The sequence below is a fragment of the Liquorilactobacillus sucicola DSM 21376 = JCM 15457 genome (genome assembly GCF_000612445.1).
Classification (GTDB): domain Bacteria; phylum Bacillota; class Bacilli; order Lactobacillales; family Lactobacillaceae; genus Liquorilactobacillus; species Liquorilactobacillus sucicola.
Window position 1 is genome coordinate 528,427 of sequence record NZ_BALC01000001.1, and the last position, 15,007, is coordinate 543,433.

Annotated in this window: 14 protein-coding genes; 3 read left to right on the top strand and 11 right to left on the bottom strand. The window is 36.3% G+C overall.

The genetic code is table 11. The features are described from left to right. Window positions 1–93: 93 nt before the first annotated feature. Together JCM15457_RS02665 and JCM15457_RS02670 are read right to left on the bottom strand one after the other, a co-directional pair. A complete protein-coding gene (locus tag JCM15457_RS02665; RefSeq protein WP_051993244.1) occupies window positions 94–528 on the bottom strand; it encodes a MarR family winged helix-turn-helix transcriptional regulator in 435 nt (144 codons plus the stop codon). A gap of 19 nt (window positions 529–547) precedes the next feature. Further along, window positions 548–1,285, bottom strand: coding sequence for an SIR2 family NAD-dependent protein deacylase (locus JCM15457_RS02670; RefSeq protein WP_051993245.1), 738 nt, complete (start codon window positions 1,283–1,285; stop codon window positions 548–550). A gap of 145 nt (window positions 1,286–1,430) precedes the next feature. Here JCM15457_RS02670 and JCM15457_RS02675 point away from each other — a divergent pair, with 145 nt between their 5' ends. Then, complete coding sequence (locus JCM15457_RS02675; RefSeq protein ID WP_051993246.1) at window positions 1,431–1,838, top strand: iron-sulfur cluster biosynthesis family protein; 408 nt, start codon at window positions 1,431–1,433, stop codon at window positions 1,836–1,838. Window positions 1,839–2,018: 180 nt separating this feature from the next. Here JCM15457_RS02675 and JCM15457_RS02680 read toward each other — a convergent pair whose 3' ends face one another. The 5 genes from JCM15457_RS02680 to JCM15457_RS02700 all read right to left on the bottom strand — a co-directional run bounded on the left by JCM15457_RS02680 (window position 2,019) and on the right by JCM15457_RS02700 (window position 7,840). Continuing rightward, on the bottom strand, window positions 2,019–3,185 hold the full coding sequence (locus JCM15457_RS02680) for an AI-2E family transporter (protein ID WP_034987197.1): 1,167 nt from the start codon (window positions 3,183–3,185) through the stop codon (window positions 2,019–2,021). Between the two features lie 189 nt (window positions 3,186–3,374). Next, window positions 3,375–5,303, bottom strand: coding sequence for an FtsX-like permease family protein (locus tag JCM15457_RS02685; RefSeq protein ID WP_034987201.1), 1,929 nt, complete (start codon window positions 5,301–5,303; stop codon window positions 3,375–3,377). Between the two features lie 2 nt (window positions 5,304–5,305). Next, a complete protein-coding gene (locus JCM15457_RS02690; protein ID WP_034987204.1) occupies window positions 5,306–6,061 on the bottom strand; it encodes an ABC transporter ATP-binding protein in 756 nt (251 codons plus the stop codon). A 106-nt stretch (window positions 6,062–6,167) separates the two neighbouring features. After that, on the bottom strand, window positions 6,168–7,163 hold the full coding sequence (locus tag JCM15457_RS02695; RefSeq protein ID WP_034987208.1) for a sensor histidine kinase: 996 nt from the start codon (window positions 7,161–7,163) through the stop codon (window positions 6,168–6,170). Further along, complete coding sequence (locus tag JCM15457_RS02700; protein WP_034987210.1) at window positions 7,160–7,840, bottom strand: response regulator transcription factor; 681 nt, start codon at window positions 7,838–7,840, stop codon at window positions 7,160–7,162. The genes JCM15457_RS02695 and JCM15457_RS02700 overlap by 4 nt, the downstream gene beginning before the upstream one ends. Before the next feature lie 169 nt (window positions 7,841–8,009). Between JCM15457_RS02700 and JCM15457_RS02705 the strand changes: the two genes are divergently transcribed. Beyond that, window positions 8,010–8,297: a bacteriocin immunity family protein gene (locus JCM15457_RS02705; RefSeq protein WP_034987212.1), complete on the top strand. Its 288-nt coding sequence runs from the start codon at window positions 8,010–8,012 to the stop codon at window positions 8,295–8,297. A 214-nt stretch (window positions 8,298–8,511) separates the two neighbouring features. On the opposite strand, the gene JCM15457_RS02710 is transcribed toward JCM15457_RS02705, so the two are convergent. Next, window positions 8,512–9,876, bottom strand: a complete 1,365-nt coding sequence (locus JCM15457_RS02710) for an FAD-dependent oxidoreductase (protein ID WP_034987214.1) — start codon at window positions 9,874–9,876, stop codon at window positions 8,512–8,514. 273 nt (window positions 9,877–10,149) lie between these two features. Here JCM15457_RS02710 and JCM15457_RS02715 point away from each other — a divergent pair, with 273 nt between their 5' ends. After that, complete coding sequence (locus tag JCM15457_RS02715; protein WP_034987216.1) at window positions 10,150–11,352, top strand: SAM-dependent methyltransferase; 1,203 nt, start codon at window positions 10,150–10,152, stop codon at window positions 11,350–11,352. A gap of 480 nt (window positions 11,353–11,832) precedes the next feature. Here the strand turns inward: JCM15457_RS02715 and JCM15457_RS02720 are convergent, their stop codons facing one another. From JCM15457_RS02720 to JCM15457_RS02730, 3 genes are all read right to left on the bottom strand, one after another. Then, entirely contained in the window at window positions 11,833–12,699 is an 867-nt protein-coding gene (locus JCM15457_RS02720; RefSeq protein ID WP_034987219.1) for a MetQ/NlpA family ABC transporter substrate-binding protein, read from the bottom strand. 491 nt (window positions 12,700–13,190) lie between these two features. Then, a complete protein-coding gene (locus JCM15457_RS02725) occupies window positions 13,191–14,057 on the bottom strand; it encodes a polysaccharide deacetylase family protein (RefSeq protein ID WP_051993247.1) in 867 nt (288 codons plus the stop codon). 152 nt (window positions 14,058–14,209) lie between these two features. Beyond that, window positions 14,210–14,995, bottom strand: coding sequence for a DUF4931 domain-containing protein (locus tag JCM15457_RS02730; protein WP_268870095.1), 786 nt, complete (start codon window positions 14,993–14,995; stop codon window positions 14,210–14,212). Window positions 14,996–15,007: the final 12 nt, after the last annotated feature.

Sequence of the window (15,007 nt, forward strand, 5' to 3'; positions counted from 1 at the left end):
TTCAATTTTGTCAGACACCTCAAAAAAAGTGCCACAAACTCTTGATCTTTCGACTGTTTTATAATTTTCTAAGTCTGTTTGTATAACTTCAAATTAATTGCTTTTTTTCGATGCGAATATCGTGTTTTTATCATTAAGCAGTTCAACAAATCTTTCTTTTTCTGTAGAGTCGCCCAAATACGAAGACATTATCGAACTGAGTTGTCTAAAGCATTTGTATACGAGTGGCAACAATTCTCTTCCCTCAACAGTTAATTGTAATTTCAACTCGCGCCAGCCATACTCTTTTTTGACTAAGTTTTTGTTCTCGAGTTTTTTGATAAAACGAGACATTGTTGATGGCGCGATTCCCATTAATCGACTTAATTCCTGCAAATTAATGTTCTTTTCTTCGTTAATGGTCATTAAAATGTAATTATAAGTAGGTGCTAATCCGGTCGGCTTATAAGCCTTATTTGCAATTTTTTCAGTTTCACGAGCTAATCTATTAGTTGCAAAATATGTGCATTGATTGAGTGATAGTCGCATTATAAATTAAATACCCCCTTTAAAATTTTGCATGATACAGTAAAGTCACTAATTGGCTAAACACCTGATCTACAGGAGCGTGGACCACTATATCTGCCTGATTTTCGAGTTCAATTGGCTCCATGTTAATAACTGCGATTTTATGAGGATGACCTTGGATTCCGTGGGCAGCCTTAGTTCCACACACAATAAGCAGATCCGCGGCATCGATTGCTTTTTCTCCATGTATCAGTTCTTTTCTGAGAGCTACCATATTTCTTTCAACAAAAACGGGCAGAATCAGCGATCCATCTTGTGGACAATGTGGAATTTTATGTGTTGCAATAAAGCTCATGTCAAAATAGTGGTGCTGTGCCACACAGTAGTTATCATTTATACTTCCCCAGTATTCAACAACACTTTTTGAACCTGCAAGCGTATGCAGATGGTCCAAATTCATTGTTATTACTCCTGCAAGTAACTTATCTGCTTGCAACATACTGATTATTTTATGCGTTGGACTGGGGGAATTCTTTACGCGAAAATGTGTTTTACGGTAAAGTCGATAGAATTCTTTTGGGTTGTTCCGTGCAAAACGGTTTGTTAGCAATTCTAACAGATCACCATTAAAATACCTATCCCCTCGCGTGATTTTTTGCATACCCTCCAAATCCGGATAGCCACTGGAGGTTGAAACTCCAGCTCCTGTAAAAATAATTGTTTTGTGTGCTTCCAAAATAGCTTTAGCCAACCGAAGTATATTTTCATCTCTTGCCATTTGCAATCACTCTCACCTTAAATTTGACTTTATCATATACACGCCTTATTATGTATGTACATATAATATTATATACAATCCTAAATCAAAAATCAACAAACAGTGCTGAGGTTAGCCTGTTTATTAGCAAAGAGGGGAAAATATTATGTTTTTAACGGTTTCATCACAAGCACAAAAAATACTTCGGAAGTATACTAACAATCAAAAATTGCGAGTTTTACTGAGTTTCGATGATGGAGTGGGTATATATTCTAAATTACAAGCGACCTGCGGTTTGGAAACAAATTTTGATATTATTATTGTTAATGATACTGCTGATTTAACGGACTATAACACTAGTATCGATACATCAATGGGTCCTTTTTTAGTGAAAGGTTATTCACTTGAATTTTTGGATAAAGATAGCTATTTGTATACCGACCGTTTCAGTCTTTTGATTCTGTCTGGTAAGTATACTGGTGTAATAGATAATAATGTTTCCATAAAGGACCTATCAAAATGTAGACAACGAACATCTACCCATACCCTTTTGGAGAAAACTGATTTAATTTAAGTACCTTTTAAATTTATTTAGGCCTGTTAAAACAAAAAAGAAGCTGGATCAAAAACTCAGTTCCTTTTTTATTGCATATCAACGTGTTCTATAAGCCAGAATTTCCCGTCTAACGCAAACTATTTTACCAACCTTGTGCTGCCTTCTTTTACCAAAATATCTGTGCATCAAGTGCATACCCTATTTTAAGTAATCATCTTTAGAAAACTTGGTATCTTCATACTTGCCTTGTTTACCATAAAACCGATTATAGCGTCGTTTAAATTTTCGGAAAAGATAGATTACAAGAACTTTGATCAGACAATATATAGGTATTCCGAAGATAACACCAACCAAACCCATTAAATCTCCCATCACTAGCAACACTAGGAGAACGGTAATTGGATGAAGTTGAACTTTATCCCCCATTACACGGGGAACAACGAATTCTCCATGAAGAAATTGAACAACAAACCATACAATGACGAATTTGACAGCCATCATGAATGACGATTGAAAAGCAACTATCAGCCCTGGAATAAAGACAGCGAATGGTCCAATGTATGGAATGATGCACAAAATACCAGCAGCCAACGCGATCGCACCAGAATAGTTAAGCCCAATAAGGAGAAAAGCTGGCCAGTATATAATTCCAAGAATAATTGAGGCTACAATCTGTCCTTTGAGGTAGCCACCAATCTGTTGATCAATGATTTTGAATAGCTCATTGAAATCATTACGAAAAAGTGGCGGAACTATTTTTTTGACAAAACTATAGAATTTCTCTTTATCTTTCAATAAGAAAAAAGCAACGATCGGTCCGGTTAAAATCGTTAGAAAGGTTGTTGTCACCGCCGAGAAGACTCCGCCAAAGCCCTTTAGCCCATCTGAAAAGTACTTGCCAACGAAGTCATTGACCTTGGAACCATCCAAATTCGCAGAATCAAGCAACTGATTAATTTCATTTGCAAATGGAAGATTTTTAGTTGCGGCATCGAAATTGCGTTGAAAACCTTTCAGTATATCGGGAAAACTTTTGAATAACTCAACTGCCTGATCCTTAACTAAAAACAATAACTGAATACCGCCAATAGCCAGTAAGACAAGAATTAAGACATATATAACAGTTATAACCCAAGTTCGCGATAACCTTTTTTCGAGCAGTTTAACTAATGGATTCAGTAAATAATAAATAACAACTCCAAAGATAAGCGGCGGCAAGATTGTCCCTGCGATAATTCCAAGCGGTTTAAAAATAAATGCTATTTTATCAAACAAGAAAATGACAGTTGCCGCCAATCCTAAGATAATTAGTGTAAAAATCAAGCTATTTCCGCCTAAGAAACGGATCCATTTGCTTTTTTCCATCTTATTGCTCCTTCAGTGCATCTCAGTAACCTTGTTCAGTTACCACTGCTTTTTTTGTTTTCCATCCCCATTATAACAAACTTAGTCCTAGCTAATAGTTTTTTACATCTTTAACTATTAGCTAGGACTTAAAAAGTTGTCTCTGTATTCAATACTTTTTAAATTCACTTACTTTGTAACATTGAAATGTTAAAGTCGCGGATCTTTTTTATTTACCAGCTGCTGGTAAACATTTGTTGTTAGCAGATATATGCAAAGGTAACCACCTGCTAGAACAACGAGGGTCGCACTGCTCACTCCTGCCAAAACCTTAGTGCTATACATCGAAAAGAGTGAAAGAATGCTTTTAAGGAGTGGGATACAAAATACAAAGTGGATAATGGCACCAACTATTGGCAGCATAAATACTAAAGAAACCTGACTGCGAATAGCATTTTTAGTTTCTTCCTGACTAAGGCCTACTTGTTGCATAGTTTGAAACCTTTGTCGATCAGCATACCCTTCTGAGAGTTGCTTGTAGTAGATTATCAAGGCCGTTGCAAAGATCAAAGTCATACTTACCAAGGAACCGATAAAAAGCAATGAACCGAAAAGTGACTGGAACAAACTTTTAGAAATTGGAGCAGCAGTATATGATTCATTATCAAGCTTCATCTTTTTTTGCAGCGAATTTGCAAATTTTAGCTGGTTAGTTTCAGAACCAGTTAAATTGAAGCCTGAAATTTCTAATTTAGGCTGCGGATTGATTTTTTTACTTATTGCCTCATTTGCTACGACAATAAAAGCCGCTTGAAACACTGAGTGCTGATAATTGAAGGCTATTTTAAAACTATTTATTTTCTTGACATGGTAACGCTGTCCGCGGATAAAAATGCTCTTCCTATTAAACTTCGAGGAAGCAGTATAAAGCAGAACCTGGTCCTTCTTCAAATCTGTTTTTGTTCCTTGAATGCGATTATAATCAGCTAACGTTAATGTTGATAATTGGTGTGTTGCATGCATAATATTATTTTCTTCGAATTTGTCATCAGCTATTGAACCTGGACTTGGAGTTGTTACGGTCAAGTGCTGTTTAGGACCTAAAGAAATGTGATACTTAGCAGCAGTTTTATCAATAGTTCGTATTTGTTCAGCCGTAAGTCGTTTTTGTGTGGTGAACATAATATCAAGCGGATTCCAAGATTTGATCAGTTTATTCTCACCAACATACAAACTTAGAGTTCCAACCATTGTGACCAATATCGATGTACATAATAAACAGATCGATGCTAATCCAGCGCCATTTTGTTTCATTCGAAAAAGCATGCCTGAAATTGAGATAAAATGATTTGGTTTGTAATAAATTTTGTTTTGTTTTTTCAATATTTTTAAAAAGCTTATGCTGCCCACGATAAAAAGCAGGTAAGTTCCAATAAGAACCAAAATAACAGCAAAAACAAAACTGACAAAAGCTCCCGTAGTGGGCTTAGTTTTAACCGATATCCAGTACCCCAAACCAAGGACTATAACACCTAAGATAGCTAGTACTTTTTTAGCTTGAGGTTCTTTCTCGCCTTGGAACGATTGGTTCCAAAGATGGATAGGGTTGACTGTGTGAACGCGATAAAAGTTGTAAAATAACAACATTAAAAAAATCAATGCAAATATTATGATTGTCATTACTACTGCACATGGTTCAAATTGATCAAGCGACACTTTAAGTCTTAGCAGCCTTTGTAGAATCAAAAAGGCGAGTTTAAGAAAAATAAAACCAGAAATTATTCCAGCGACTAAACTGACAATGTACAACAGTATAGTTTCTATGGTTAAAATCCAGCGCAAATCTCCGTTACCAAGGCCAATCATATTATAAAGTCCGAGCTCTTCACCACGTTGCTTAATTAAAAAACTATTTGCGTAGAAAATTAAAAATAAGGATACCAGAGAAATAAAAACAATTGCTATGTTTGTTATTTCGACTGTAGCATTTCCTAAAGCCATCCCTTTTAATGTTTTGTTCATCGAAATATTCCAAAAAATAAAATTAATTGCGATGAGCACAACGCTTGCTAAAAGGAAAGGTCCATATTCTTTTTTGTGATGTGTGATCCCATGCCACGCTAATTTCAAATGGATCATTCCTACTCCTCCTTACTCGATAATGCCGTTAAACTTGTCATTATTTTTTTAAGATACGTTGATCTTGAATAATCACCTTTGAATATTTCGTGATAAATCTGACCATCCTTAATAAAAAGGGTCCTCTTAGAATGACTTGCAGCCGCTGCACTATGGGTTACCATCAAGATCGTCTGCCCTTGTACGTTGACCTTTTCAAATAATTGCAACAGCTTTTCTGTATTATGTGAGTCAAGCGCTCCGGTTGGTTCATCAGCTAATACTAGATCAGGTTTGGTAATTAATGCTCGTGCAGCAGCGACACGCTGTTTTTGTCCACCCGAAATCTCATAAGGATAGCGATTCAATAAGTCTGTGATTTCTAGCTGTTCAGCTAAGGGGCGTAGCCGCTGTTCCATCTCAGCATATTTTTTCTTTGCAAGGACCAATGGCAAAAAAATATTATCACGATTATTGAACGTATCTAGCAAATTGAAATTTTGAAAGACAAAGCCTAAGTGTTCGCGTCTGAACTTAGCAGTTTGCTTTTCTGGCAATTTATTTAAGTCAATATTATTTAAAGTGATACTGCCGCTAGTTGCTTTGTCTAGTGTTGCGATAATATTAAGTAAAGTTGTTTTACCAGCTCCCGATTCTCCCATAATTGCCACATATTCGCCGGTGTCTACACTAAGTGATACATCTTTTAGCGCTGTAACTTTGTTTTTATTGTCATCCGCGAAAACCCTGCGAATGTGGTTTAAATCTAATACATTCATTTTAGTAACACTCCTTCATTTATCTAGTAACATTATAAAAGGCTTCTAACGTCATTTTGTAGTTACAATAACGTTAGAAACCTTACAATCTGTTATTCTTTCAGTGTTAGTGCTTAATATTTTTTTGTGGAAATATAAGCAGTGTACTTGTTCCAACTCCTAGTTGTGATTTAATGTCTAACTTTAAATTCAAGGCCTCGCTGATTTGGTAGGCAACATAAAGTCCCATTCCGGTCGCAGAGTTTTGGCGGCGGCCGTTCTCACCCGTGAATCCGGGTTCAAAAACACGCGGGAGATCACTAGCATTAATTCCGATTCCCTTATCATTGACTTCAAGTCTATTACTCAGCCATTTGATCTCAATAAAAGTATCTTCATGTGAATACTTTAAAGCGTTCATTAGCAGCTGTGTAAGAATGAATGATACCCATTTAGCATCTGTTAAAACTTGAACGGGTGGAATTTTTATATGTGGGGTAATTTGTTTTTTGATGAAAAATACTGCACATTTTTTTATGACCATTTCAACTATTTCCTTCATGGAATACCACTTAAATACTAGGTCTTGGTTAAAATCAGCCAATCGTTCATAGGTAAGAATCATATCTAGTTGATGGTATGCTAAAGCAATTTGTTGCTGTACGTCAATACTAGCAACCTCATTTTCATTTTCAGCCAATAGTTTTAGTGCTGTCAGAGGTGTTTTTACTTCATGACTCCACATTACTAGATAATCACGATTTTTTTTGAATTTTTCCTCATTCTCTCTTTCATACTGGATTCTCTGTTGTTGCAGCCGATTGAAGAATTCAATGAAGGCTTTTTCCGTTAGCCCATGTGGTTTTATGGTGAGCATTTGTCCCTGAGAGTGCGCCTTGTTAAGGCTACGCAGAAGCTTCTCTTCATGATAAACCCGATAGGCTAAAAATAAAAAGAAAGGGATCAAGGTAAACCTTATTAAATCTACAATCAGCATGATTTTTATATTATAAAGTATGCATAAGAAAAACAAAAAGGCCATTAAACCGGCATACAAAATAAGGATAGGCCATTTTGCTAATATGCTATTTACTATCATTTTGCTTGTATTTTTTCCATTCATTGAAACACCAGTCGATAACCGTGGCCTCGTTCAGTCACTAGTTTTTCTTTGAGATTTACTGGGGCTAACTTACTGCGCAAACGACTAATATTAACATTTAGTGCGTTTTGGCTAATAAATAAGCCTCCTTGCCAGATACTTTGCATCAGACGTTCCTTTGAGATGGTTTGATTCACATTTAGAAAGAAAAGCTGCATAATTATCCCCTCAGTTGGGGTCAGTTTTATACTCTGCTCGGCATAGTTTAGGCAATTATTTAAAGCGTTAAGCTGATATTTACCAAGCGTTATTTTTTTATTTTCTATATCGTGTTTCTTCGAGACTCGCCGAAGTACCGCCTGAATTTTTGATATAAGGACTGCGAGCGAGAAAGGTTTGGTGATATAGTCATCTGCTCCTGTTGCAATCGCTCTAACAGCATTTGGATCCATCTCCGCCGCAGAAACAAAAATAACAGGAATATCAGAGACATCTCTTATTTTTGAAGTCCAATAAAAACCATCATATGTTGGCAATGTGATGTCCATTATGACTAAATCAGCTTTGAAAGCTAAAATTTCTGGGATAATCTTTTGCCAATTATGAACCTTTTGAACTTCGTACTGCCATTTTGCTAATCCCTTCTCGACAGAATCCAAAATCGATTCATCATCTTCTATAACAAATATTTTCGGCATAACTCTTAGTTTCCCCCTTCTAGGCAATAAGCATACACAGTCAATCTATAATAAACCATGGATCAACTTTAATAGCAAGGCTGTTTTATCTAATTACACTCAGCTTTAAAAACATAAATTTGATTTTGAATATTGTGCTATAATATTTTACATAAAGGAGATGGCTAATTTGAATAAAGCTGCACAAACTGCTTATAAAATCCTTGAACAGATGTCACAAGAACTAAAAGAACAAGATACCTTGCTTCAGGAAATTATTACGCAGGCTCAAACAGATTTGAAATCTAGAGATAAAGCAGTACCCTTGGTGGTTCAAAAAGTTCATAGTGCAATTTCTAACTGCCTTTTAGAAAATAGTTTAACCTTATCTAAAAAGAATCGTGAACTACTAACCGAGTTAATGCAAGTGGCAACTAAAAATGGCTATAAAATTGGTAGACCAGGGTCTATTATCTAAATAATAAAAAGAGAACTGATCAAATGTGAAGCCTTGACCAATTCCTTTTTTAACGTCATATGATAATATTAGTGGTATTTTTTAATAGCTGCTCTTTTGTTGCTTAAGCACAATTTGAGCTTAGTTGAATTCTGACACACCCAAGAGTAACAAGTTAATGCTTAAGTTCTGGCAGCTTACTGCTAGAGACCTGTTTGAGAACGATGTTTTTTCATCAAACTAATGTTTTGTTAGCTTCTGCTTCTGCTGCTTGTGCTTGAGCTGCTTGACCAAGTAAATTCAAATAATTAAATGGCCGATCAAAGGTTGGCTGGAATAGCATATCCACCATTGCTAGATCATCAATTGTATTCTTATTTTGAATGCAGAGCGATAAAAGATTAGCTGACTGCGAAATATCATATTCACTCATTAATGCGCCACCTAGAATTCGCTTGGAGTCTGCATCGTAGACTAATGACATCAAAATCGGTGTTGTTGACGGCATAAACTCCGGTCGATAATTATCTTCAAAAATAACCTGACGGGCATTTATTCCTTGCATTTTTGCCGCTTCGGCAGTTAAACCAGTTGCACAAATTGCTGTACCATAAAGGGAAAGTCCAGAAGTCGATTGCGTTCCCATGTAGCGCACTGTTGGTTTCTTTAAATTCTTTCCGACAAGTATTCCTTGGCGTACTGCGTTGGTTGCTAAAGGAATATATGCATTTTGACCAGTTGGATTATAATGAACGGCTGCGCTATCCCCCGCTGCTAGAATGTCAGGATCTGAGCTGCGCATATAATCATCAGTGATAATTGCCCCATTAGGTGTCATATCAACTTTACCAGCTAGTAAATCTGTATTGGGTCTGAACCCGATACAAAGTATTGCTAAATCAGCAGTAATTGCTTTTTTATCCGTTTTAATCTCTAATGCGCCGTTTTTTTCTGTGAAACGCTGAACTGATTGTCCTAGCTGCAGGCTAACCCCATTTTTCACAAAAGTTGCTTCGATTCTATCTGTGAATGCGTGATCGAAATATTTAGGCATGACGCGGTTCTGAGCATCAATTAAACTAACCTCGTGTCCTTTAAGTGAATATGCTTCTACCAACTCTGCTCCAATATAGCCTGCTCCTATCACAGCAATTTTTTTAACTTCAGGAACACGGTTAAATAACTCTTGGGCATGTGACCAGTTCTTGCAAAGCAATACTTTTTTACTTTTTATTCCCGGAATGTTGGGGATTATCGGCCAAGAGCCAGTAGTCATAATAAGCTTGTCATAGTATTCAGTTGTTACTTTTTTCGTTAACAGATCTTCGACTTCTAATGTGTGCTTTTCCGGATTGATACTCTGGACATTATGTTGTGTCTTAATGGTAGCACCCATTTCTTTTAATTCCTCAGGACTTGAGTAAAATAATCCTTGCGGGTCTTTTACTTGCCCCCCTAAGTACAATGCGATTCCGCATGATAGGAATGATATTTCAGCATTACGTTCAAAGACAGTAACTTCAGCATCTTTGTAATCGCTTAAAATTTGTTTAACGGCAAATGTCCCTGCATGTGTGCACCCAACAACTGCAACTTTCATTAATAATCAGCCTCCCATGTGATGATGCTTAAAATTATGCTCATAAGTGAGCATATCAATAATTTAATTGTACACAATCTTAATCACTTAAACAAGTTTTTTGCATTTTTCTTCGTTCATAAACACATTTTTATTGAAGGCCACTTTTTCAGCATTATTTCAACCTTTATCATTTTGAAAAATAGCGTTATATTATGTGAGAACAGGTGCTTAGTAGAAATACCAAGTAATTAATCACATATTTTTGCAAAAGTTCGAAAAGAGGTTATTACATTGTTAGAAAAAACTTTTTATAAGACACTATTGAAACATGCTTTCAACATTCCTGTTGAAGTAACCTTTTGGGATGGATCTGTAGAACATTTTGGCCCGGCTGGACAGCCGCAAAACAAAATTGTCATTAACAAACCTCTTCCACCACAGAGTGTTCTAGAACATGCTACGCTTACGCTTGCTGAAGCATATATGGAAAAGGACATTGAAGTTGAAGGCAGTATTCAAAATTTGATCACTTCTATTTTTATGACACCGCATAGCTTTATAAATAGTTCCAAATTCAAAAAATTCCTGCCTAAACAAAATCATTCTAAAAAACAAAGTATGAATGACATTCAAAGTCATTACGATCTTGGTAATGATTTTTACAAATTATGGCTTGATAAGACTATGACCTATTCTTGCGCTTATTTTAAAACGAAAGATGATTCACTTGAACAAGCACAGCTTAATAAGGTCTATCATATTTTGAACAAGTTAGACTTGAAACACAATAAGACACTCTTAGATATTGGGTGCGGCTGGGGTACGCTCTTGTTTGCAGCAGCTAAAGATTTTGGTGTTCAAGCTACTGGTATTACCTTAAGTGAAGAGCAGTTTAATTATGTTAGTAAAAAAATAAAAAAAGAAAACCTTGAAGGCATGGTTGCTGTTAAGCTCATGGATTATCGCGAACTAAATCAGAGCTTTGACTACATTACTAGTGTTGGAATGTTCGAACATGTCGGCAAGGAAAATCTAGGAATGTATTTTAAGAAAATAGCTGAGCTTCTAAAGCCTGAAGGACGAGCTTTAATCCATGGTATTACTGGGCAGCATATGGGGATCGGTTCTGATCCGTTTATCAATAAGTATATCTTCCCAGGAGGCTATATCCCTCACCTAAGTGAAATAATGGAACATATCATGCTGAGTAATTTGCAGCTTAAGGACTTAGAAACACTTAGAAGGCACTATCAGAAAACACTAGAAATCTGGACACAAAATATTTTCAAACACAAAACGGAAATCACAAACTTGTTTGATGATAAATTTTTCCGAATGTGGAATTTGTATTTGCAAGCTTGTGCGGCATCTTTTGAGGCAGGAAATATTGATGTTGCGCAGTACCTGTTAACCAAAGGACCCAGCGGTGTTCACCTCCCGCTGACCCGTGATTATATCACTGAAAGTGACAAGACTATTCCGACCTTTAAATAGAATTAATACATTTTTTGAAAAAATGTGACATAAGCCGGTAAGATTCAAGATGGACGGAATAAGTAAACAATGGGCTAGATCAAGTTAAATTTAACTTTTGATCTAGCCCATTTTCTACGTTTAGTCAAGCACAATTTGTGAATAAAATTCGCCGCTTTGCCTAGGTGGTTGTACCATAGTGGGCACGACTTTGAAGCTACTGATGAAAAGCATGTCTCCAAGTGTGCGGCGTTTGGTTGCTGGTAAAAGACACTGCCCAAATACTACTGGCCTCTCTAGAATCGTTCTCACGGCTAAACGAATGTAAAATGAGATAATATCTCCTGTTGATTGAAACTGAAAATATCAACGTAAGGCTGCTATAATCTGATCAAGTCTATCAAACCTTGAGCCCGTGGTACAAAGTAAGCATCCGATTGGTTAGCTTCCACCAGAGCTATGCAATATTTAAAATACACCAACTGCTCCAAGCTTTAAACATTAGTTTTCAAAATAAGAGAGCGGTTTTTGAACATCAATTTTCGTGCCACCAAATTCTTTTTTAATATATTTTTGAACACTGTCGCTATGATATATTTTTACCAATTTTTTTAAATTCTGATCATTTTTATTCTTACTAGCTGTTGCTAAAATATTTATATTTTCTTTAGTTGATTGATTAACCTGTTCGTGAAAGATCGAATCTTTTAAAACGTTTAATTTTCCTTCAAGCGCGATTGTGTTTCCAATCAAAACAGCCGCAATTGAATTATCTTTCATAATTCTTGGCCCAGTTGTATCATCAATCTCCTTGAATTTGAAATGATGGGGATTGTCCGCGATTGCGCTCGTTCCCGAAAGACTCCCAAAATCAGCTTTTAATTTAATTAGTCCAGCCCTTTCAAGCAGTTTAAGTCCGCGAGCAGTATTGGCTGGATTGTCTGCGAGTGCAATTGTTGAACCGTTGGGAATTTCGTGCACTTTTTTGTACCTATTTGAGTAAATCCCCATTGGTTCCAGATACGTTGTACCAAGAGCTGTTATCTTACCCACCTTGCTGCTTTTATTGAAGGCTACATAGTAAGCATAAGACTGAAAAGCATTAACATCGATCTTGCCTTCGGCTGTTGCAGTGTTTAAAGAAATACCATCCGTAAACGACTTTACTTTGATATTCAAATGCTCTTTTTTTGTTTCAGGCAAGTCAGCTATATGTTTCCAGATCTGCACATCAGAGCCAATTGATCCGATTGTGATTGTATTCGAACTGTTTCTTTTGTTGCTGCTATTGCGCACAGTAAGTGTAATAATTCCTACTACAACAATGACTATTCCAACTAGTGTCAGTATGATTCTATTCTTTTTCAATTTTAACCATTCCCTCCGTTTTATATTCCGTGAAAAGCATTCAATCGATCCTTCCCTTTAGCGCACTACCAAGTTTTTTGGCAAAAAAAACCCACAGCCACCAGAAAAGGACTGCGGGACGAATTGTCGTGTTACCACCCGATAATTTTGCCGACCGTTACCAATCAGCACTCAATGGGTATCTTCTATTCAGAAATAAGTTTATTTGCATCAGAGCAAACATTGAATAATAATACCCTACGCTTTAACAGGCGCACCTGGAAAAAACTTACACAACTCTGCTCGTTTTCTCTGTATACATGGGACCATATTCCATAGTGACTCTTCGCTGAATTACAGCTAACTTCAGCTCTCTTGAGAAGAATCAAAATGTACTCATCACATAACAGCATCAAATATAACAACAATCCATTATTTTGTCAAACACACTGAGTGTTACTGCGATTTTATCTTCTCCGCTAATTAGATGATTACTTACAGTTAGGCAAGTTTTAATAACCATTTTGTAACAGTTGCATGAACGTCTGACGGTCAATCCCTGGTGCGATGCGAACACGTGCCAAAGAATACCATCCTTGATCAACACATGCCAGACCTTCATTTGTAGTTAGGCCAATCTTATACCCGAGGTGGTTAGCTAATCTTATTGTTGTTTGGTTATAACGCCCCGCTGGATAACAGATCATGCGTGTGTTCTGCTTCAAGTTATCATCAAGGTATTTTTTAGAATTTGCTAACTCCTGCTTTTGCACATCAGTTGAAAGAGCATTTAAATCCAAATGCTGCACCGTATGACTTTGAAAATCTACTAGGCCACTGTGTTGCATCGTTTTTGCCTCACTGAGCGTAAGATGATTAGGTTTTTGGCTAAAGCTGGTTATGTAGTTAATAGTAGCATGTAAATGATATTTTTTTAGTATCGGGAAAGCAGCTGTATAATTGTCCTTATAAGCATCATCTAATGTTATCCATACGACCTTTTTTTGCGGCAAAGAATTTGTTTCAAAAGCCTTGATTGCCTCATCAGTCGATAATGTATAATACTGATTTGCTTTCAAATACGCCATCTCTTCTTCAAATTGTTTTGGCGGAACGCGTAATGCATTTCCCGCCGAAATACTGTGATACATTAAAATAGGAATGCGACATTTTTCTTTGTAGTGAATCCACTTTAGATGGCTGTCTTTTTTTACTTTAACCTTGTCAACATTGAGTTTCTTTGACTTTAAACTTTCACGTGCTTTAACACCCTCATTCTTGGGCTCTTCCTTATTGCGGGATGAACATCCAGTCAGCAGTAAAAGACTTACTAACACAATAAGTTGTGTGATTACAAAACCAAGCTTACTTGACTTCAAATAATTCAACTCCTCGATATCTATACTCAGTTCATTCTACCAGTAAAACTTTTAAAAAATACATAAGTTAAATTAATCTAATTTGTTTAAACCTACAAAAAAACTTTTCAACAACAGCTCAAAGCAATGTGTCGAAAAAGTTTTTAAAGTTATTAATTATTTATTTCATGGCGCAGTTTAATTGCCAATTCTTTTCCAATTTGTGTGTTACGCTCATGATCATTAACTTGTGGAATCTTGTATCCCATAAAGTAAGGTGAAACAACAAATCTTGGAACAAGCTTAGCAACTATTTGGTTATTAACATGATAAAAGAAAAGGTTATATGACGTACATTTCCCACCGAAATACTCGTTTAGGACGTAACTAGCAACTATTTGAACTGCATCAGCAAATGAATCAATTTTTTCAATGTCATTTAAAAGAATATTGAATTCCGTGAAGCCAACAATCGGATAATCTGAAATATTTACCTTTAAGCCATTTTTTACATAAAACGCTGTTCCTGAAAAGCTTTCTGCAGGAATGCTCTCATAAGCATCTATTTTATCTAACCCCACGATCTGCATGTGCGGGTGACGCAGACTTCCACCTGAGTACGGGCCAAAGTTTTTATACATTAAAACACTTTTATATTTTCCTGTATTAATAGTTTGTCTCCAAGCCCGCAAAGCAAATCTAAAGACAGCTCTGTTTTTCTGGCGTGTGTATATCGAAATATCACCATCATGCTCTGCTGCTTCAATAACAACAGTTTGATATGTGTCCTCTAGTGTTCTGTACTTATTTACCAACCAGACCCGATCCGCTTCTTCAGCGAGAATACCGGTCAATTGCTTTCTTTCGCAGAAAGGACAGTCGTTACCAGTATGTACCATGTTTTCGGGTTTTTTCGATGCTACTTGAGGGTGAAATATAAGTTGGCAATTTCGTGACAAGTAAATTTACCT